Below are 19262 nucleotides of genomic sequence, written 5' to 3' on the forward strand. Positions count from 1 at the left end.
GGACATGGGCAAGAAGAAGCGCGCCGACTCCTGGCACCGAGACCCCCGCGACCTCCTGCGGGCCGGTCCCGACTTCGACCTCGAGGCGATGGACCGCGGGGCCACACCCGGGTGGAAGGGCGACAAGTCGTCAGCGAAGTCGTTCGCGAAGGCGCGGGGCACGCTGCTGAGCGAGCTCCAGGAGCGCCTCTTCGCCGAGGGCTCGGCCGGGGGCGGGCGGTCGCTGCTGATCGTCGTCCAGGGCCTCGACACCGCCGGGAAGGGCGGCCTCGCCCGCCACGTCATGAGCAAGGTCGACCCGCAGGGCGTCGCGCTGCGCACCTTCGGCGCGCCCACCGAGGAGGAGCGCAAGCACCACTTCCTGTGGCGCCTGCGCCGGGAGCTGCCCGCTCCCGGCCTGATCGGCGTCTTCGACCGCTCCCACTACGAGGACGTGCTGATCGCGCGCGTCGACGAGCTCGTGCCGCGCACGACCTGGGAGGGCCGCTTCGACGAGATCAACCAGTTCGAGAGCCAGCTCGTCGAGTCCGGCACCACGGTGCTGAAGCTCGCGCTCATGGTCGGCCACGACGAGCAGGGGATCCGGCTGATGCGGCGCCTCGACCGGCCCGACAAGCACTGGAAGTACAGCGCCAACGACCTGCCCACGCGACGGAAGTGGGACGACTACCAGGAGGCGTACGCCGACGTGTTCCGTCGCACGTCCACGGACGTGGCCCCGTGGCACGTCGTGCCGGCGGACCACAAGTGGTACGTGCGGCTGGCGATCACGGAGATCCTCACCCAGACTCTGGTCGACATGGATCCGCAGTGGCCGTCGGTCCGCTGGGACCCGATGGTGCAGCGCCGCGAGCTGGCCGCCACCATGAGCAGCGCCGCGCTCGCCACCTCGTTGGCCGAGACCGACGAGCAAGTCGAGAAGGCCATCGAGGACGACCGCGCGGTCCGCAAGCAGGCCGCCCGAGCCGGCACGGTCGGTGACGACGCCGACCCGGTCGAGGAGGCCGAGTCGCGGGCGCGGGTGGCCGAGGCGGCCGCGGCGGCGGCCGACGCGCTGGTCGACCTCCAGCGCACCCGACGGCAGAAGGCCGACCTGCTGGCCGAGCGCGGGGACGGCTGACCGCTCCCGCTCACCCCCGGTCGAGCACGAGACCCCAGCGCCGGGGCACGACCTGCTCGAGCGCGCGCACGAGGTCGTCGTCGAGCAGCACGGCGCCCAGGACGCGTGCCACCTCGGGGTCCGCCCCGCGACCGGCGATGTAGAGCGGCCGGTCACTGCCGAGCTCGACCAGCGCCTCCCGGTCGGCCATGAGTCGCCCCGTCCTGGTCGCGGCGACCACCACGGCGTCGGCGGCGGTCGATCGCGCCGCCGACGCCAGGCTCTCGAGCGGGGTGTCGGCACCGAGGAACGTCGTGCGCCACCCGTTCTCGCCGAGCAGCAGCGCGAAGCAGAGCAGGGCCAGGTCGTGGCGCTCGCCCGGTGGACAGGCGAGGACCGCCCGTGGGCGCCGCCGGCCCTGCACCGGCAGCAGCTCGTGCCGGTGCACCAGCGCCGAGAGGCGCCGGCGGACCAGGTTGCTGGCGAAGTGCTCGTGCGCGACGGACAACGTCCCGCACTCCCAACGGTCCCCGAGCTCCTGGAGGAACGGGACCACCACGCGCTCCACCGCCTCGGGGAGCGGCACGTCCCACAACAGCCCGACGAGCGCGCCGTCGGCCATCTCCTCGTCGAACGCCTCGATGCCGGCCCACAGGTCGGGCAGCGGGCTACGGTCCTCCACCCCTGCACGATAGGCAGGCGCGTCGAACGGCGGATCGGCCCGTGGGCCGGATCCTCAAATCAGGTGACGGCTCCCTGGGCCGCGCGCCCGGCGAACACCTCGAGCGCTGCCACGGGGTCCGCGGGCAGGAGCCGTGCGCCCACCACGCGGGCGACCTCCTCGTCGGCGCCCCGCCCGGCGACGTACACCGTATGGTCGGCGCCCAGCCGGCGCAGCGCCTCGGCGTTCGCCGTGAGCGCCGTGGACCGGGTCGAGGCGAGCACGACGGCGTCGACCGACGCGGCCCGGGCCGCCGACACGACCGCGGCGTTGGGCGTATCCGCCCCCAGGAACAGCGTGCGCCACCCCGTCTGCCCGAGCAGCAGGGCGAAGCACAGCAGGACGAGGTCGTGGCGCTCGCCCGAGGGACACGCGAGCAGCGCCAGGGGACGTCGCTCGGCGCCGGCCCCGTCGGGGACCCCGCTCAGGGCCGAGAGGCGCCGGCGCAGGAGGTTGCTCGCGAAGTGCTCGTGCGCCACCGACAGCCGGCCCGACTCCCAGCGCTCGCCCATCTGCTGGAGGAAGGGGACGACGACGCCCGTGAGCGCCTCGGCCAGCGGGACGTCCCACAACAGACCGGACAGGGCCACGTCGGCGCTCTCCTCGTCGAACGAGTCGACGCTGCGCCAGAGGTCGTCGAGACGTTCCGCAGGAATCACTCGCGCACCCTAGGCGTCCACGACTTCGCGCGTGGCGGAATGCCGCGGGAGACACCCCTGCGGGTGCCTCCCGCGAGCACGTCAGCCGGCCAGCGAGGCCCGCATCGACGGGATCACGGTCGCGCCGTTCGCGGGGGTGAGCCACACCGTGGCGCCCTCGGTGAGGCCCAGGCTGCGCGCGTGGGTGCGGGTGAGCACGACCGCGACCTCGTCGCCGTCGACCGTGAGGACGGTCAGGCGCACCTCGAAGCCGATGCGGAGCATCCGCGAGATCGACCCCTCGACGGCGCCGGCGCTGTGGGGAGCGGTCGCGACCTCGATGTCGTGCGGCCGCAGCGACGCCCCACCCAGGGTGGTGACCTCACCGAGGAAGCTCATCACGAAGTCGTTGGCCGGCTGGTCGTAGAGCTCGTCGGGCGAGCCGACCTGCTCGACCCGGCCCTCGTTGATGACCACGATCTCGTCGGCGACCTCGAGGGCCTCCTCCTGGTCGTGGGTCACGAAGACCGTGGTCACCGCGACCTCGTCGTGCAGGCGACGGAGCCACTCGCGCAGCTCCTTGCGCACCTTGGCGTCGAGGGCACCGAACGGCTCGTCGAGCAGGAGCACCGTCGGCTCGACTGCGAGGGCACGCGCCAGGGCCATGCGCTGGCGCTGGCCGCCGGAGAGCTGCGAGGGCAGGCGGTGCGAGAACTGCGACAGGTGGACGAGCTTGAGCAGCTCGTCGACGCGGGCCGCGATCTCCTCCTTGGGCCGCTTGCGGATCTCGAGGCCGAAGGCGACGTTCTTGGCGACCGTCATGTGCTTGAAGACGGCGTAGTGCTGGAACACGAAGCCGACGTTGCGCTTCTGCGGCGGCAGCTTGGTCGCGTCGACGCCCTCGATCGACACGGTGCCGGAGTCGGCGGTGTCGAGCCCGGCGATGATGCGCAGCAGGGTGGACTTGCCACCGCCCGAGGGGCCGAGGAGTGCGGTCAGCTGACCCGTGGGCAGGGAGACGTTGACGTCGTCGAGGGCGACGAAGTCGCCGAAGGTCTTGTTGAGACCCGTGATGTCGATACTCATGGATGGACCTCAGGCTTCGTTCTTGGGGCGGAGGAAGGCGACGACGATCAGGCAGGCGATGCTCACGAAGATGAGCAGGAACGAGGTCGCGTAGGCCTCCGACTGCTGGAAGTTCTGGTACTTCGCCTCGACCACCAAGGTGGCGGTCTGGGTGCGGCCGGTGATGTTGCCCGAGACGATCTTCACCGCGCCGAACTCGCCCAGCGACCGGGCGAGCGAGAGGACGACGCCGTACACGACCGCCCACTTGATGGAGGGGAGGGTGATGCGCCAGAAGGTCTGCGGCGCGTTGGCCCCGAGGCTGCGGGCCGCCTGCTCCTGGTCGTCGCCGATCTCGTGGAGCACCGGCACGACCTCGCGGATGATCAGCGGCAGCGCGACGAAGCAGGTCGCCATGATCATGCCGGGCGAGTCGAAGATGACGCGGTAGCCGGTGCTCTCGATGCCCGGTCCGAACCAGCCGCTGCGGCCGTTGTAGACGAGCAGGAGGGCGAGGCCGACCACGACCGGCGACACGGACAGCGGCAGGTCGATCAGCGCCGAGAGCACCCGCTTGCCGGGGAACTCGTAGCGGACCAGCAGCAGCGAGATGCTGACGCCGAAGACCAGGTTGATCACCACGGCCCACACCGCGATCATCAGCGTGAGCTGGAGCGCGCCGGTCACCTGGTCGTCGCTCAGGGCGTCGGTCAGGGTGGTGAGACCGTCGCTGAAGGTCTCGCGGACGACGAGGGCGACGGGCCACGCGACCAGGAAGAAGATGTAGCCGAGCGCCAGGATGCGCAGCGCCCACTTGGTGGGGGTGGAGACATCAACCACGGCGCGACACCCGCCTCTGCACGAGGTCCAGCGCGACGATCACGACGAGCGCGACGAAGAGCATCACCGAGGCCAGGGCCGCGGCGGAGGCGTTGTTGCCGTTCTCGATGAAGGTCAGCACGCGCACCGACACCACCTCGGTCTCGTAGGGCCGGTTGCCCGAGAGCAGCACCAGCGAGCCGTACTCCGAGATCGCCCGGGCGAACGACAGCGCCGCGCCGGCCATCACGGCGGGCACGAGGCTGGGCAGGATGATGCGGCGGAAGATCGTGAGCCGCTTGGCGCCGAGCGAGGCGGCCGCCTCCTCGACGTCGGCGTCCAGCTCCTCGAGCACGGGCTGCACGGTGCGTACGACGAAGGGCAGCGTCACGAAGGCCAGGGCCAGCGTGACCGCGCGCTCGGTGAAGGCCCAGTGCAGGCCGAGGGGGCTGTTGGGTCCGTAGAGCGACAGCAGCACCAGGCCGGCCACGATGGTCGGCAGCGCGAAGGGCACGTCGATGATCACGTTGACGACCGACTTGCCGGGGAACCGGTCACGGACCAGCACCCACGCGATGATCGTGCCCATGACGATGTTGACCGCCGTCACGATCGCCGCCTGGGTGACGGTCAGCGTCACGGCCGCCCAGGTCTGGGAGTTGCTCAGCACGGAGAAGTAGCGGTCCCAGCCGCCCTCGGACGCCGCGGCGACCACGGCGGTCAGCGGGATCAGCACCAGGAGGCTGAACCACAGCATCGTGACGCCCAGGCCCAGGGCGGCGCCACGGGTCAGGGTGTTGCGGGGCGTGGCGCGACGCACCCGCCGGGTCCGGGATCGCGTGGATCCCGGACCGGCGGGCGGCGTGCTCGGCCCCGCGAGGAGGGCGGAGGTCATCTATTCCTCGCCGACCTTGCCCGTGTCCTGCTGGAGCTCGGTGATGATGCCGAGCGGGTTGCCGTCCTCACCGTCGCCGAAGAACTTGTCGGCGGCCTCGCCCCACCCGCCGAAGTCGTCGTCGATGGTGAAGAGCTTCTCGGGCGTGGGGAACGGGTCGGACGGGTCGTTGGCACCCTCGACGTCCTCGATCTCGACGCCGTCCACGACGGGGCGGAAGCCCGACTGGGCGTAGTCGGCCTGGGCCTCGGGGCCGGTGATGAACTCGAGGAACGCCTGGGCGGTCTCGTCGGCGTCGACGGTCACCGCGGCCGGGTTCTGGATGAGCAGGGTGTCCGGCGGGACGATGTAGTCCACGTCGGCGCCGCTCTGCTTGGCCAGGATGGCCTCGTTCTCGTAGGAGAGGAGGACGTCGCCGCTGCCGTCGGTGAAGGCGGTGGTGGCCTCACGACCGCTGCCCGGGAGGGCGATCGTGTTGTCGAGCAGCTTGGTCAGGAAGCCCTTGGCGTCGTCCTCGGAGCCGCCGTTGCCGACGATGTGCGCCCAGGCGGCCAGGATGTTCCAGCGGGCCGAGCCCGAGGAGCCGGGGTTGGGGGTGATGATCTCGACGCCCGGCTTCACCAGGTCGTCCCACGTCTCGATGCCCTCGGGGTTGCCCTTGCGGACGACGAAGACCACGACCGAGGAGGTCGCGATGCCCTTGGTCGGGGTGTCCTTCCAGTCCTCGGCGACGAGCCCGTCGCCCACGAGGCGGGTCACGTCGGTCTCGAGCGAGTAGTGCACGACGTCGGCGTCCGCGCCGGCCTCGACCGCGCGGCTCTGGTCACCGGAGGCGCCGTAGGACGTCGCGAACTCGACGTCCTTGCCCTCGTCGGTGGCCTTGAAGTCCTCGAAGACGGGCTCGTTGGCCGCTTCCATGACGGAGAAGGCGTTGACGTCGATGGTCTCGGCGTCGCCGCCCTCGTCGCCGGCGGCGTTGGTCGAGCACGCGCTCAACGCCAGCACCGAGGCGATGGACACGGCAACCAGGCCGCGGGAGGCCTTGGCGGTGATCTTCATGGGGGTGGTTCCTTCGTCGTTCGGCCCGAGAGGGACAGTTACTGACTAATCTCGAGAAGACTACATGACTATAGGCAATTACTTGCACCCGTCTCGGCGTGTCACCGATCACGTTCGGGCACCCTGCGCCGGACTACAGTGCGAACTGGGCTCGAGCGCCCGCCGAACGACGTGTTCTACGAGTGGGAAGCAGGCACAGGTGACCCAGCCGTCCAAGCAGGTCAAGCAGCTCGACCGCGTGATCATCCGGTTCGCGGGCGACTCCGGCGACGGGATGCAGCTGACCGGCGACCGCTTCACCCAGGAGTCGGCGGTCTTCGGCAACGACCTGGTCACCCTGCCCAACTTCCCGGCCGAGATCCGGGCTCCCCAGGGCACGCTGCCGGGCGTCTCGTCGTTCCAGGTGCACTTCGCCGACCACGACATCCTGACCGCGGGCGACGCCCCCGACGTGCTGGTCGCGATGAACCCCGCCGCCCTGCGGGCCAACCTCGGCGACCTCCCCAAGGGCGCGACGATCATCGTCGACACCCACGACTTCACCGCGCGCAACCTCACCAAGGCCGGCTACTCCGCCAACCCGCTCGACGGCGACGACCTCGCCGAGTTCGCGGTGCATCCGGTCGACCTGACCGGGATGACCGTCGAGGCGGTCAAGGAGTTCGGGCTCTCCCGCAAGGACGCCGCGCGCGCGAAGAACATGTTCGCCCTCGGGCTGCTGTCGTGGATGTACGGCCGCCCGACCGAGTCCACCACGGCGTTCCTGACCAAGCGGTTCGCCAAGGTCCCCGACATCCGCGACGCCAACATCACCGCGTTCAAGGCCGGCTGGAACTTCGGCGAGACCACCGAGGCCTTCGTCGTCCGCTACGAGATCAAGCCCGCCCCGATGAACGCCGGCACCTACCGCAACATCACCGGCAACCTCGCGCTCGCCTACGGGCTGATCGCCGGCGGCGTGCAGTCCGGGCTGCCGCTGTTCCTCGGCTCCTACCCGATCACCCCGGCCTCCGACATCCTCCACGAGCTCAGCAAGCACAAGGCGTTCGGCGTCACCACCTTCCAGGCCGAGGACGAGATCGCCGGCGTCGGGGCCGCGATCGGCGCGTCCTTCGCCGGCAGCCTCGGCGTCACCACCACGTCCGGCCCCGGCATCGCGCTCAAGTCGGAGGCCATCGGCCTGGCCGTGATGACCGAGCTGCCGCTGCTCGTCGTCGACGTGCAGCGCGGCGGCCCCTCGACCGGCCTGCCCACCAAGACCGAGCAGGCCGACCTGCTCCAGGCGATGTTCGGGCGCAACGGCGAGGCGCCGGTGCCGATCATCGCCCCGCAGTCACCCGGCGACTGCTTCGACGCCGCCCTCGAGGCCGCCCGGATCGCGATCACCTACCGCACGCCGGTGATGCTGCTCTCCGACGGCTACCTCGCGAACGGCTCCGAGCCGTGGCGGATCCCCGAGGTCGACCAGCTGCCGACCATCGACCCCGCCTTCGCCACCCACCGCAACCACGGCGAGGGCGACGACGCCGAGTTCTGGCCCTACGAGCGCGACGCCGACACCCTCGCCCGCCCGTGGGCCATCCCCGGCACTCCCGGCCTCGAGCACCGCATCGGCGGCCTGGAGAAGGGCGACGGGCACGGCAACATCTCCTACGACCCCGCCAACCACGACTACATGGTCCGCACCCGGCAGGCCAAGGTCGATCGCATCGCCGACTCGCTGCCGCCGCTCGCGGTCGACGACCCCGAGGGCCCCGACGGACGCAGGGCCCGCGTGCTGGTGCTGGGGTGGGGATCGACGTACGGCCCGATCGGCGCCGGCGTGCGCCGCGTCCGCAAGGCCGGCTACCACGTGGCCCAGGCCCACCTGCGCCACCTCAACCCGTTCCCCCACGACCTCGGTGAGGTGCTGAGGCGCTACGACAAGGTGCTCGTCCCCGAGATGAACCTCGGCCAGCTCTCCATGCTGCTGCGCGCGAAGTTCCTCGTCGACGTCGTCGGCTACAACGAGGTCCGCGGCCTCCCCCTCAAGGCGGCCGTGCTGGCCGACGTCATCGGCGGGCTCGTCGCCGAGGCCGAGGGCATCGAGGTCGACCTCACCCCGAAGGAGAACGCATGACCACCGACAGCACCGCCGACCTCGGCCTCCCCGGACTGCGCTCGGGCGTGGAGCTCGTTCCCACCCTCGACGAGGGCAGCGCGCCCCAGACCGGCAAGGAGTTCACCTCCGACCAGGAGGTGCGCTGGTGCCCGGGCTGCGGCGACTACGCCGTGCTCAAGGCGGTGCAGAACTTCCTGCCCGACCTCGGCCTGCGTCGCGAGAACATCGTGTTCGTCTCCGGCATCGGCTGCTCCTCGCGCTTCCCCTACTACCTCGACACCTACGGCATGCACTCGATCCACGGCCGCGCCCCGTCGATCGCGACCGGCATCGCCACGGCCCGCGAGGACCTCTCGGTCTGGGTCGTCACCGGCGACGGCGACGCGCTCTCCATCGGCGGCAACCACCTGATCCACGCGCTGCGCCGCAACGTGAACATGACGATCCTGCTGTTCAACAACCGGATCTACGGCCTCACCAAGGGGCAGTACTCCCCCACCTCCGAGCCCGGCAAGGTCACCAAGTCCACCCCGATGGGGTCGGTCGACCACCCCTTCAACCCGGTCTCGCTGGCGCTCGGCGCCGAGGCCTCGTTCGTGGCCCGCACCATCGACTCCGACCGCTTGCACCTCACGAGCGTCCTGTCGGCGGCGGCCGCTCACCGCGGCACCTCGTTCGTCGAGATCTACCAGAACTGCCCGATCTTCAACGACGGTGCCTTCGACGCCATCAAGTCACCCGAGACCAAGGCCGACGCGATCATCCCGCTCGTGCACGGGGAGCCGATCCGGTGGAGCGACAAGGCGCTGGTCCGCGACCGGCAGGGCGGCGGGGTCCAGGTCGTCGCGGCCGCCGAGGTCGCCGACGCCGACGTCCTCGTCCACGACGCGCACGCGCCCGACCCGTCGACCGCGTTCGCGATCTCGCGGCTGACCGACTCCGGCTACCTCAACACCTCGCCGATCGGCATCTTCCGGCAGGTCGAGCGGGCGACGTACGACGACGAGGCGCGCGCCCAGCTCGAGACGGCACGAGGGGCCGCCACCGGCGACCCCTCGCAACGTCTTGCCGCCCTGATCGGTGCGGGCGACACCTGGACGATCGTGTGACCCGACAGGTCAGTTGAAGAACAGCGTCCAGGTCTCACCCTTGGTGGTGCCGTAGCCGTTGCTGCCCTTGACCTTGACGCGCCACTTCCAGCGGCCGGTCTGGGGGGCCTGGATCCTCGTCTTGTACTTGCCGGCGTCGTTGGTCTTGAGCTGGCGGACCGTCTTCCACTTGCAGCTCTTCTTCGGGCACGCCTTCTTCTGCAGCTGCACCTTCTGCTTGGCGTAGGGCAGGTAGGTCACCCCGTCGACCTGGAGCTCGCTGACGACGCCGGTGAGCTTGAAGGTGTTGAAGTTGATCTGCTTCTCCGCCGGGGGCACCTCGGTGATGGTGCGCTTGGGCAGCGACCCCTGCGCCTGGACCGGAGCGGCTCCGAGGGCGCTCAGGCTCAGCAGGGCGGCCAGCATGGCGACGATGACGGTGCGGATGACCCGCATGGTTCCCCCTAGGGACGTGTGAGAAGGACGTGTGCATGGTAGACGCCGACCGCGGCCGGTTGGTTGCCGAGACCGGGACCTAGGATCGGCGGGTGCCTGAGGCTCGCAAGGGGATCGTGTTCGGGGCACTCGCCTACGCCCTGTGGGGCCTCTTCCCGCTCTACTGGCCCCTGCTCGAGCCCGCCGGGGCGGTCGAGATCCTGGCCCACCGCATCGTCTGGTCGGCCGTGACGATGGCGATCATCGTGGTCGCCCTCCGCCGGGGCGCCGCCGTGCGGGCCGTGCTGCGCAACCGCCGCCAGCTCACGCTGCTGAGCGTCGCGGCGGTGGTCATCTCGTTCAACTGGGCGACCTACATCTACGGCGTCAACAACGACCGGGTCGTCGAGGCGTCGCTGGGCTACTTCATCAACCCGCTGGTCACCGTGCTGATGGGCGTCTTCATCCTCTCCGAGCAGCTGCGCCGGCTGCAGTGGATCGCCCTCGGGATCGCCACGCTCGCCGTCGTGGTGCTGACGATCGACTACGGCCGGCCGCCGTGGGTCGCCCTCGTCCTCGCCTTCTCCTTCGGCACCTACGGCCTGGCCAAGAAGCAGGCCGGTGTCGGTCCGGTCGAGAGCCTGACGATCGAGACCATGGTCCTCGCGCCGATCGCGGGGGCGTACGTCGCGTGGCTGGTCGCCACCGGCGGCTCCCACCTCGGCGCGGAGGGGCTGGGGCACGCGCTGCTCTTCACCACGACCGGGATCGTCACCGCGATCCCGCTGATGCTCTTCGGCGCGGCAGCGATCCGGGTGCCCCTGGTCGCGCTCGGACTGCTGCAGTACCTCGCACCGATCATCCAGTTCGCACTCGGCGTGCTGGTCTTCCACGAGGACATGCCCTCGGGCCGCTGGGTCGGCTTCGGGCTGGTGTGGGTCGCACTGGTGGTCTTCACCGTCGAGACGATCAACCACCGCCGACGCCAGCTGCGGCTGGTGACCGAGGCGAGCGCCTGCTAGCCGGACGCCGTCGCGCGGAAGACGAGCATCATCACCACGACGACGCCCACCGCGGCGAGGCTGAGGCCGGCGAGCACCGGGTCGGCCTCCAGCGACCCCTTGGCGACGTACCTCCTGCGCGCCACCTCCCAGAAGACGGCGATGAACGCGAACCCCAGGCCCGCGCTCAGCCACCGCACGATCGCGGGCTGGTCGGGCACGACGGTGGCGACCTTGACCAGGCACAGGACGGCGAGGACGCCGAAGAGACCGGAGGCGACGACGAACAGGGCGCGCATGCAGGCATGGTTGCACGCCCCGCTGGGTAGGCCTGCCACCACACGACGCAGAGGGAGACGAGCAGTGCGCCTGGAACCGAAGAACATCCACGAGCTCGCGGCGGACCGCATGAGCGACCAGGCCGGGTGGGTGGGCGTCGCCAAGACGTCCTACATCCCCAACAACCTGGCCTCGTTCGACCCCGGCAACGAGGGGCTGATCGGGATGCTGATGCACCAGCACGACGGCAACGTGCAGCAGATGCTCGACAACGCCGCCGCCGGCCAGCGCCTGCTCGAGACGGTGTCGGGCAAGCTCGACGAGCTGTTCGCGCTCTACGAGGCGACCGACGACGACGAGGCCGTGCGCTTCGGCCACCTGCTCGACGGCCTCGGCGGCGACCCGCAGTTCCAGTCCGGCCCGCCGCTGGGCACCCCCGGCTCGCCGGCCAGCTTCCCGCCCGACCCGCCCAACCTGCGCCGGGCCGTGCCGATGGAGGGCATCCCCGACCCGGTGATGATGCTGATCAAGATGGGCGGCGACTTCGTCAGCCCGTCGTTCTACATCCTGGGCATCATCAAGCTCGCCTGCGGGGTCGACCCGATCCAGTGGTTCACCAGGGAGATGATCGGCGACTACCAGTCCGTCTCCGAGGCGGGCGACGCGGTCCGCGCGCTCGGCGAGTTCTACGCCCAGCTCTCGGGGCACCTCACCACCGACGCCGGCATCCTCTTCGACCGCTGGCAGGGGGTGGCCGCCGACGCCGCGACCCCCTACTGGCGCGAGTTCACCGATCTCTTCGCCCAGCAGGAGGGGCCCTACTCCGAGATGGCCGGGCAGTACGACCAGTTCGCCTGGGCCTGCTTCTTCGGCGCCCAGGCGGTCTACGACGCCATCACCATGCTCATCGACTACGCGATCGAGACCGTGCTGGAGCTGATCGCCGGCGCCGCGGGGCTGTCCACCGGCCCCGGCGACATCGCGATCGTGGCGATCTTCGAGGCGTGGAAGGCGGTCACCGCGATCCACGGCATCGTGTGCGCCTCGTGCTTCGCGCTGGTCGCGGTGATGACCGGCATCGCCGCCTCCGCGAGCAGCGTCTCCCTCTCCACCTTCAAGGACGGCTGAGGCATGGACGAGGACGACCTCGCCCCCGACCACCTGCTGGTGCAGTTCACCCGCGGCGACCAGACGCGTGCCCGCTACCTGCGGTCCCGGCTGTCGCAGGTCGCCGACCGCACCTCCGACCCCGAGCTGGCCGACGCGCTGCGCGACGTCGCCGCCGGCCGGCGCTCGATGCGCGAGCTGGGCCAGAGCGAGGTGTTCGGCCGGCACGGCGCGGTGGCCCACGACAAGTACGTCGAGCGCACCGCCGACCGCTCCGCCCAGGACCGGCTGCGCGACCAGAACCTCGCGGCCGAGGAGATGCAGCACGTCATGGGCGTGCGGCTCGAGGAGATCAGGCGGCGGTTCGAGGAGAGCGTCGGCCGGCGGGTCGAACCTCCGGACTGACGCTGCGGTCGGGTGCCGTCACCGCGGTGGTGGCGGCACATCACGCCGTACGGCGACGTTCACTCGCGATCTGCCGCCACCCGCTCTCGGACCGGCGCCATCAGCGCATCCGGTGGCGCGGGTCCGCTACGCCGAGCGGGTGGCGACGGTGTCGGCGAACGACTCGAGCGCGGTGCGGACCGAACCGGGCTCGAGGGCGGCCAGCAGCGACTTGGCGGTCGTGGCCTGGGCCAGGACGTAGGCCCGGGCCTCGTCCATCGCGGGGTGCTTGCGCAGCAGGTCGAGCGCCTCGGCGTGCAGGTCGTCGTCGGCGAGGTCGGCGGCGAGCAGCTCGAGCAACCGGGCGTCGGCCGGGTCGGTGGACGCCTTGGCCATCAGCACCGGCAGCGTCGGCACGCCCTCGCGCAGGTCGGTGCCGGGCGTCTTGCCGGACTCGTCCGACTCGGAGGCGATGTCGAGGATGTCGTCGGAGAGCTGGAAGGCGGAGCCGACGATCTCGCCGTACGCCCGCAGCGCGTCACGCACCTCGGGGCTCGAACCGCCGAACATGGCGCCGTAGAGCGCGGAGGTGGCGATCAGGGAGCCGGTCTTGCCGGCCACGACCTCGAGGTAGTGGGCGAGCGGGTCCTCATCGGGACCGGGCTCGACGGTCTCGAGGATCTGGCCCTCGACCAGGCGCGTGAAGGTGCGGGCCTGGATGCGCACGGCGTCGGGTCCGAGGTCGGCCGTCAGCTCCGAGGAGCGGCCGAACAGGAAGTCGCCGGTCAGGATGGCGACGTGGTTGTCCCAGCGGGCGTTGGCCGTGTCGGCGCCGCGACGCAGGTCGGCCTCGTCCATGACGTCGTCGTGGTAGAGCGAGGCGACGTGGGTCAGCTCGACGACGCAGGCAGCGGTGAGGACCTCGTCGCTGGCCGGGGTCGGGCCGGTCTCCGCGGCGAGCAGCACCAGCAGCGGGCGGAACCGCTTGCCGCCGGCCGCCATCAGGTGCTCGGCGGCCTTCGAGACGTAGTCGATCCGGCTCTGGCAGTGCTCGGCGAGCATCTCCTCGACCCGCGCGAGGCGACCGGTGAGACGCTCGGCGAGCTCCGCGTCGTCGACAGGAAGCGCCAGGGCGGAGCTGGGAGAGGTGGTCACCTGAGGAATTGTCCCGCAAGCCCGGCCAGATCGAGCAACGGGCCCGGCACGATCCCGAGCATGAGCGTCGCGGCTGCCCCCAGCGCGATGGTCGTGGCGGTCAGGACGGACGGGTAGACGACGCTCGGGCCGTCGCCGACCGGCTCGTCGAAGTACATCGCCTTGATCACCCGGATGTAGAAGAAGGCGGCGATGATGCTGGCCAGGATCCCCACCACGACGACCGGCCATGCCCCGGCCGCGAGCGCCACGGAGAAGACCGCGAGCTTGCCGACGAAGCCGGACGTCAGCGGGATGCCGGCCATCGCCAGCAGGAAGAACGCGAAGGCCGCGGCCACGACCGGCGACTCCTTGCCCAGCCCGGCCCAGCGGTCGAGCGAGGTGACCTCGCCGCCCGAGTCGCGCACGAGGCTGACGATGGCGAAGGCGCCGAGCACCACGAAGCCGTACGTCGCGAGGTAGAACAGCACCGCCTGCAGCGCGCTCACCTCGCCGGGCGCCAGGTCCGCGCTGGCCTGCACGCCGAGGAAGCCGGTCAGGATGAAGCCGGTGTGCGCCACCGAGGAGTAGGCCAGCATCCGCTTCACGTCGTTCTGGGTGATCGCCAGGATCGCGCCGACGATCATCGTCAGGATCGCGACGATCCACATCATCGGCTGCCACGACCAGCGGTCGGCCCCGAAGGCGACGTAGAACAGGCGCAGCAGCGCACCGAAGGCCGCGACCTTGGTCCCGGCGGCCATGAAGGCGGTGACCGGGGTCGGGGCGCCCTGGTAGACGTCGGGCGTCCACGCCTGGAAGGGCACGGCGCCGATCTTGAAGAGCAGGCCGACGCTGAGCAGGCCCATGCCGATCAGCAGCAGCGAGGAGTTGCCCGTGTCGTTGCGCACGGACTCGTTGATGGCCGTGAAGTCCATCGACCCGGCGTAGCCGTAGACCAGCGCGACGCCGTACAGGAAGAAGCCGGAGGAGAAGGCGCCGAGGAGGAAGTACTTCAGCGCCGCCTCCTGGCTGAGCAGGCGGCGACGACGCGCCAGTCCGCAGAGGAGGTAGAGCGGGAGGGAGAGCACCTCGAGGCCGACGAACATGGTCAGCAGGTCGTTGGCCGCCGGGAAGAGCAGCATGCCGAAGACCGCGAACATCAGCAGCGGGTAGACCTCGGTGTGGTCGAGGCCCCTCGAGCCGGCCTCGCGCTCGGCCTCCGAGCCGGGCAGCGCGGCCGCCTGGCCGGCGAACGCCGAGACGCCGCCGTCGAGGTGGCGCTCGGCGAAGAGCAGCACGCCCGCGACGGCGAGGACCAGGATGACGCCCCACAGGAACAGGGTGGGGCCGTCGACGGCGATGGTGCCGCCGACCGCGAGGATGCCCCGGGCCGCACCGTCGGCGTACACCTCGACGTCCTGGCCGATCAGCACGACCGCCACGAGCGCGCCGATCAGACCGGCGAGGGCGAGCACGACCTGGGCGACGTAGCGCGCGGAGCGGGGCGCGAACGCCTCGACGACCACGCCGAGGCAGGCGACACCGAAGACGACGAGCAGCGGGAGCAGCTCGAAGTAGTCGATGACTGGCTTCACGAAGTCGGTCACGGCTGGCCTCCCTGCGCGCCGTCGGTGACGCCGACGCTGGTCATGATGTCGTCGACGTGCGGGTTGATCACGTCGAGCAAGGGCATCGGCGCGAAGCCGAAGAGCAGCAGCGCGAGGACGAGCGGCGCGAGCGTGCCGACCTCACGGGCGTCGAGGTCACGCATCCCCTCGACCCCGACGAAGTCGCCGCCCGGGCCGGTCATCGAGCGCTGGTAGGCCCAGAGGACGTAGATCGCGGCCAGCACGATCGCGGTGACCGCGACGGCGCCGACCCACCACGCGTGCTCGAAGGCCGCGATGATGACCAGCATCTCCGAGACGAACGGCGAGAGGCCGGGCAGGCCGCAGGTCGCGAGACCGGCGATCAGGAACATCCCCGCCAGCACCGGCGCGACCTTCTCGGCTCCGCCGCCCATGGCCCGGATCGAGGCGGTGCCGCGACGGCGGATGAGGTAGCCGGCGACCAGGAACAGCGCGGCCGTGCCGACGCCGTGGTTGACCATGTAGAGGATCGAGCCGGAGATGCCCTGGTTGTTGAAGACGAAGATGCCGAGCACGATGAACCCGAAGTGCGACAGCGACGTCAGTCCGATCAGGCGGAGCAGGTCGTCCTGGCCGATGGCCACGAGTGCGCCGTACACGATCGAGATCAGCGCGAGCACGACCACGACCGGCGTGGCCCACTGCGACGCGTCGGGCAGCAGGCCCAGGCAGAAGCGCAGCATCCCGAAGGTGCCGATCTTGTCGAGCACGCAGATGAGCAACACCGAGGTGCCGGTGGTGGCCTTCTCGGTGGTGTCGGCCAGCCAGGTGTGCACCGGGAACAGCGGCGCCTTGATCGCGAAGGCGACGAAGAAGCCGACGAACAGCCAGCGCTGTGTGATCGGGTCGATGTCGAGCGCGGCGAGGTCGCTGATCAGGAACGACGGCTTGCCGGCGTCGGCGGAGACGACGTAGAGGCCCACGACGGACGCGAGCATCACGAGGCCGCCGGCCAGCTGGTAGATCAGGAACTTCATCGCCGCGCGCCCCCGACCGGAGCGACCGAAGCCGCCGACCAGGAAGTAGGCGGGGATGAGGGTGGCCTCGAAGACGACGTAGAAGAGGAAGACGTCGGTGGCGGTGAAGACGGCCAGCGACATCGCCTCGAGGGCGAGCACCCAGGCGACGAAGCCCGAGCTCCCGCCGTTGCCCTCGTCGTCGGCCTCGTGCCACGACGCGATGAGCACGATCGGCACCAGCGCGACGGTGAGCAGCACCATGACGAGCCCGAGGCCGTCGACGCCGAGGGCGTAGTGCACCCCGAGCGCCTCGATCCAGCTGTGGGTCTCGATCAGCTGCATGCCGCCGTCGAGGTCGTAGGAGGAGAAAGCGGCGATCGCGGCCCAGACCAGCGCCGCGCCGGAGGCGCCGAGGCCGACGAGCCGGGCCGTGGCACCGGGCAGGAAGGCCGACGCGATGGCTCCCACCAGGGGGATCGCGATCAGGATCGTCAGGAGCGGAAGGTCGTTCATGCGAGGTTCACCGCCAGCAGGGCCAGGACGACGAGGAGCACGCCGCCCAGCAGGGACAGGGCATAGGAGCGGACGAACCCGTTCTGGACGCGACGCAGGATCGTGGACAGGCCACCGACCCCGGCCGAGCCGCCCTCGACGACGCCGTCGACGCCGAACCGGTCGAAGGACGTCAGCCCCCCGACCAGCGAGCGGCCGGGCGAGACCACCAGGCCCTCGTTGATGGCGTCGCCGTACAGGTCGGCGCGCGCCGCGCGGGTGGCGAAGGAGACCTCGGTCGGGGCGACGCGCGGGATCTCCCGCCGCCCGACCAGCACCCAGGCGGCGCCGACACCCACCGCGACCACCGCCACTGCGAGGAGGGTGATCACGATCGCGGGCAGCGGCGGCTCGTGGTGCTCGGCCGCGCCGGTGACCGGGGCGAGGAACTCGACCACGAAGTCGCCGAGCAGCAGGACGCCGCCGAGGACCGACAGGGCCGCGAGGACGATGAGCGGGACCGTCATCAGCCTGGGCGACTCGTGCGGGTGCACGCCGTCCTCCCAGCGCTTCTCGCCGAAGAAGGTCATCAGCATCAGCCGGGTCATGTAGAAGCCGGTGATGCCGGCGCCCGCGAGCGCGCAGAGTCCGACGACCCAGTTCTCGGCCAGTGCGGTCTCGATGATCTTGTCCTTGGACCAGAAGCCGGAGAAGCCGGGGAACCCGATGATCGCGAGGTAGCCCATCGCGAAGGTCAGGAAGGTGACCGGCATGTAGGTCCGCAGGCCGCCGTAGTGGCGCATGTCGACGTCGTCGTTCATGCCGTGCATGACCGACCCGGCGCCGAGGAACATGTTGGCCTTGAAGAAGCCGTGGGTGAGCAGGTGGAAGATCGCGAACGGGTAGCCCGCGACGCCGAGCCCGGCGGCCAGCATCATGTAGCCGATCTGGCTCATCGTGGAGCCGGCGAGGGCCTTCTTGATGTCGTCCTTCGCGCAGCCGAGGATCGCGCCCCACAGCAGCGTGACCGTCGCGACGATGACCACCACGGTCTGCGCGACCGGCGTCAGCTCGTAGATGAAGTTGGAGCGGACCACGAGGTAGACGCCGGCGGTGACCATGGTCGCCGCGTGGATGAGGGCCGAGACCGGGGTCGGGCCCTCCATCGCGTCGAGCAGCCAGGCCTGGAGCGGCACCTGCGCGGACTTGCCGCACGCGCCCAGGAGCAGCAGCAGTCCGAGCGCGTTGAGCGTCGACTGCGACGCGCTGCCGGTCTGCTCGCTGATCACCGCGAAGTCGGTGCTGCCGAAGGTGGTGAACATCAAGGCGATGGCGAGCGAGAGGCCGATGTCGCCGACGCGGTTGATGACGAAGGCCTTCTTCGCGGCCGCGGCGGCGGAGTGCTTGTGCTGCCAGAAGCCGATCAGGAGGTACGACGCCAGGCCGACGCCCTCCCAGCCGAGGAACACCACGAGGTAGTTGGCGCCCAGGACGAGCACGAGCATCGCGGCGACGAACAGGTTGAGGTAGCCGAAGAAGCGGCGGCGGCGCTCGTCGTGCTCCATGTAGCCGATGGAGTAGACGTGGATCAGCGACCCGACGCCGGTGATCAGCAGCAGGAAGAGCGCGGACAGCGGGTCGTAGAGCAGGTCGAGGCCGACGTCGAGCCCGCCGACCTGGAACCAGGTGAAGAGGTGCTGGCCGATCTGGCGCTCGCTCTCCTCCCGGCCCAGCAGGGAGACGAACAGCGTCAGGCTGAGCGCGAAGGAGCCGACCGCGGTCGCGGTGCCGATCCAGTGGCCGACCTTGTCGAGGGCGCCCTTGGCCAGGGCGCCGCCGGCGAGGAGCACGACGGCACCGAGCAGGGGCAGGGCGATGATCAGCCACAGCCAGGAGAAGACGCCGTCGGCGGCGATCGGGTGCACGACCGGGATCTCGTGTCCCTCGGCGGCGCGCGCGATTGTTTGCAGTGTCACGTCAGGCCCCTCAGTACTTCAGCAGACTGGCGTCGTCGACCGAGGCCGAGCGTCGGGTGCGGAAGATGGTCATGATGATCGCGAGGCCGATCACGACCTCGGCGGCAGCCACCACCATCACGAAGAAGGCGGCGATCTGCCCGTCGAGGTTGCCGTGCTGCTTGGCGAAGGTGACGAGCGCGAGGTTGGAGGCGTTGAGCATGAGCTCGATGCACATGAACACGACGATCGCGTTGCGGCGCACGAGCACGCCGACGCAGCCGATCGTGAACAGGATCGCGGACAGGACGATGTAGTGGGTCACTCCGGGCCCCCTCGGAGCTGTTCGGCGGACGAGCGAAGCGGAGGAGTCGAAGAA

Annotated in this window: 19 protein-coding genes; 6 read left to right on the forward strand and 13 right to left on the reverse strand. The window is 70.5% G+C overall.

Annotation, left to right across the window (positions count from 1 at the left end):
- Positions 1–4 precede the first annotated feature (4 nt).
- Positions 5–1120 carry a PPK2 family polyphosphate kinase gene (locus C7S10_RS02615; protein ID WP_207769200.1) on the forward strand — a complete coding sequence of 372 codons (1116 nt, stop codon included), beginning with the start codon at positions 5–7 and terminating at the stop codon, positions 1118–1120.
- A 10-nt stretch (positions 1121–1130) separates the two neighbouring features.
- Here the strand turns inward: C7S10_RS02615 and C7S10_RS02620 are convergent, their stop codons facing one another.
- The 6 genes from C7S10_RS02620 to C7S10_RS02645 form a co-directional block, all read right to left on the reverse strand.
- Complete coding sequence (locus C7S10_RS02620; RefSeq protein ID WP_108342829.1) at positions 1131–1781, reverse strand: cobalamin B12-binding domain-containing protein; 651 nt, start codon at positions 1779–1781, stop codon at positions 1131–1133.
- Between the two features lie 59 nt (positions 1782–1840).
- Complete coding sequence (locus C7S10_RS02625; RefSeq protein ID WP_108342830.1) at positions 1841–2479, reverse strand: cobalamin B12-binding domain-containing protein; 639 nt, start codon at positions 2477–2479, stop codon at positions 1841–1843.
- An 81-nt stretch (positions 2480–2560) separates the two neighbouring features.
- Entirely contained in the window at positions 2561–3544 is a 984-nt protein-coding gene (locus C7S10_RS02630; protein ID WP_108342831.1) for a sulfate/molybdate ABC transporter ATP-binding protein, read from the reverse strand.
- Between the two features lie 9 nt (positions 3545–3553).
- A complete protein-coding gene (locus C7S10_RS02635) occupies positions 3554–4363 on the reverse strand; it encodes a sulfate ABC transporter permease (RefSeq protein ID WP_108342832.1) in 810 nt (269 codons plus the stop codon).
- Entirely contained in the window at positions 4356–5237 is an 882-nt protein-coding gene (cysT, locus tag C7S10_RS02640) for a sulfate ABC transporter permease subunit CysT (RefSeq protein WP_108342833.1), read from the reverse strand. The genes C7S10_RS02635 and cysT overlap by 8 nt, the downstream gene beginning before the upstream one ends.
- Positions 5238–6296 (reverse strand): sulfate ABC transporter substrate-binding protein, encoded by a 1059-nt coding sequence (locus tag C7S10_RS02645; RefSeq protein WP_108342834.1) that lies wholly within the window; start codon positions 6294–6296, stop codon positions 5238–5240.
- A gap of 199 nt (positions 6297–6495) precedes the next feature.
- Here C7S10_RS02645 and C7S10_RS02650 point away from each other — a divergent pair, with 199 nt between their 5' ends.
- Together C7S10_RS02650 and C7S10_RS02655 are read left to right on the forward strand one after the other, a co-directional pair.
- Complete coding sequence (locus C7S10_RS02650) at positions 6496–8415, forward strand: 2-oxoacid:acceptor oxidoreductase subunit alpha (protein ID WP_243395158.1); 1920 nt, start codon at positions 6496–6498, stop codon at positions 8413–8415.
- Positions 8412–9506, forward strand: a complete 1095-nt coding sequence (locus tag C7S10_RS02655; RefSeq protein ID WP_108342836.1) for a 2-oxoacid:ferredoxin oxidoreductase subunit beta — start codon at positions 8412–8414, stop codon at positions 9504–9506. The genes C7S10_RS02650 and C7S10_RS02655 overlap by 4 nt, the downstream gene beginning before the upstream one ends.
- A gap of 9 nt (positions 9507–9515) precedes the next feature.
- Here the strand turns inward: C7S10_RS02655 and C7S10_RS02660 are convergent, their stop codons facing one another.
- Entirely contained in the window at positions 9516–9941 is a 426-nt protein-coding gene (locus C7S10_RS02660) for a hypothetical protein (RefSeq protein ID WP_108342837.1), read from the reverse strand.
- 92 nt (positions 9942–10033) lie between these two features.
- Here C7S10_RS02660 and rarD point away from each other — a divergent pair, with 92 nt between their 5' ends.
- Positions 10034–10942, forward strand: coding sequence for an EamA family transporter RarD (gene rarD, locus C7S10_RS02665; protein ID WP_207769201.1), 909 nt, complete (start codon positions 10034–10036; stop codon positions 10940–10942).
- On the opposite strand, the gene C7S10_RS02670 is transcribed toward rarD, so the two are convergent.
- Positions 10939–11220, reverse strand: coding sequence for a hypothetical protein (locus tag C7S10_RS02670; protein WP_108342838.1), 282 nt, complete (start codon positions 11218–11220; stop codon positions 10939–10941). The two genes, rarD and C7S10_RS02670, sit on opposite strands and share 4 nt — an antisense overlap.
- Before the next feature lie 64 nt (positions 11221–11284).
- On the opposite strand from C7S10_RS02670, the gene C7S10_RS02675 reads away from it, so the two are divergent.
- The gene (locus C7S10_RS02675; protein WP_108342839.1) at positions 11285–12328 is read left to right on the forward strand and encodes a hypothetical protein; all 1044 of its coding nucleotides are present in this window, start codon (positions 11285–11287) and stop codon (positions 12326–12328) included.
- A 3-nt stretch (positions 12329–12331) separates the two neighbouring features.
- Positions 12332–12712 carry a hypothetical protein gene (locus C7S10_RS02680; protein WP_108342840.1) on the forward strand — a complete coding sequence of 127 codons (381 nt, stop codon included), beginning with the start codon at positions 12332–12334 and terminating at the stop codon, positions 12710–12712.
- A 126-nt stretch (positions 12713–12838) separates the two neighbouring features.
- Here C7S10_RS02680 and C7S10_RS02685 read toward each other — a convergent pair whose 3' ends face one another.
- The 5 genes from C7S10_RS02685 to nuoK form a co-directional block, all read right to left on the reverse strand.
- Entirely contained in the window at positions 12839–13846 is a 1008-nt protein-coding gene (locus C7S10_RS02685) for a polyprenyl synthetase family protein (RefSeq protein WP_243395159.1), read from the reverse strand.
- The gene (nuoN, locus tag C7S10_RS02690) at positions 13843–15435 is read right to left on the reverse strand and encodes an NADH-quinone oxidoreductase subunit NuoN (protein WP_108342841.1); all 1593 of its coding nucleotides are present in this window, start codon (positions 15433–15435) and stop codon (positions 13843–13845) included. The genes C7S10_RS02685 and nuoN overlap by 4 nt, the downstream gene beginning before the upstream one ends.
- Positions 15432–16949, reverse strand: a complete 1518-nt coding sequence (locus tag C7S10_RS02695; protein ID WP_108342842.1) for an NADH-quinone oxidoreductase subunit M — start codon at positions 16947–16949, stop codon at positions 15432–15434. Before C7S10_RS02695 ends, nuoN begins: the two co-directional genes overlap by 4 nt.
- Positions 16946–18853, reverse strand: a complete 1908-nt coding sequence (nuoL, locus tag C7S10_RS02700) for an NADH-quinone oxidoreductase subunit L (protein WP_243395216.1) — start codon at positions 18851–18853, stop codon at positions 16946–16948. The genes C7S10_RS02695 and nuoL overlap by 4 nt, the downstream gene beginning before the upstream one ends.
- 61 nt (positions 18854–18914) lie before the next feature.
- Entirely contained in the window at positions 18915–19208 is a 294-nt protein-coding gene (nuoK, locus tag C7S10_RS02705) for an NADH-quinone oxidoreductase subunit NuoK (protein WP_108342843.1), read from the reverse strand.
- Between the last annotated feature and the right edge of the window lie 54 nt (positions 19209–19262).

This window comes from Nocardioides currus (assembly GCF_003057875.1).
In the GTDB taxonomy this organism is placed as follows: Bacteria; Actinomycetota; Actinomycetes; order Propionibacteriales; family Nocardioidaceae; genus Nocardioides; species Nocardioides currus.

Coding starts and splice junctions, on each gene's coding strand:
- C7S10_RS02670 (WP_108342838.1), bottom strand. CDS start 11,220: ATGCGCGCCCTGTTCGTCGTCGCCTCCGGTCTCTTCGGCGTCCTCGCC.
- C7S10_RS02655 (WP_108342836.1), top strand. CDS start 8,412: ATGACCACCGACAGCACCGCCGACCTCGGCCTCCCCGGACTGCGCTCG.
- C7S10_RS02680 (WP_108342840.1), top strand. CDS start 12,332: ATGGACGAGGACGACCTCGCCCCCGACCACCTGCTGGTGCAGTTCACC.
- C7S10_RS02630 (WP_108342831.1), bottom strand. CDS start 3,544: ATGAGTATCGACATCACGGGTCTCAACAAGACCTTCGGCGACTTCGTC.
- C7S10_RS02695 (WP_108342842.1), bottom strand. CDS start 16,949: ATGAACGACCTTCCGCTCCTGACGATCCTGATCGCGATCCCCCTGGTG.
- C7S10_RS02645 (WP_108342834.1), bottom strand. CDS start 6,296: ATGAAGATCACCGCCAAGGCCTCCCGCGGCCTGGTTGCCGTGTCCATC.
- C7S10_RS02660 (WP_108342837.1), bottom strand. CDS start 9,941: ATGCGGGTCATCCGCACCGTCATCGTCGCCATGCTGGCCGCCCTGCTG.
- C7S10_RS02615 (WP_207769200.1), top strand. CDS start 5: ATGGGCAAGAAGAAGCGCGCCGACTCCTGGCACCGAGACCCCCGCGAC.
- cysT (WP_108342833.1), bottom strand. CDS start 5,237: ATGACCTCCGCCCTCCTCGCGGGGCCGAGCACGCCGCCCGCCGGTCCG.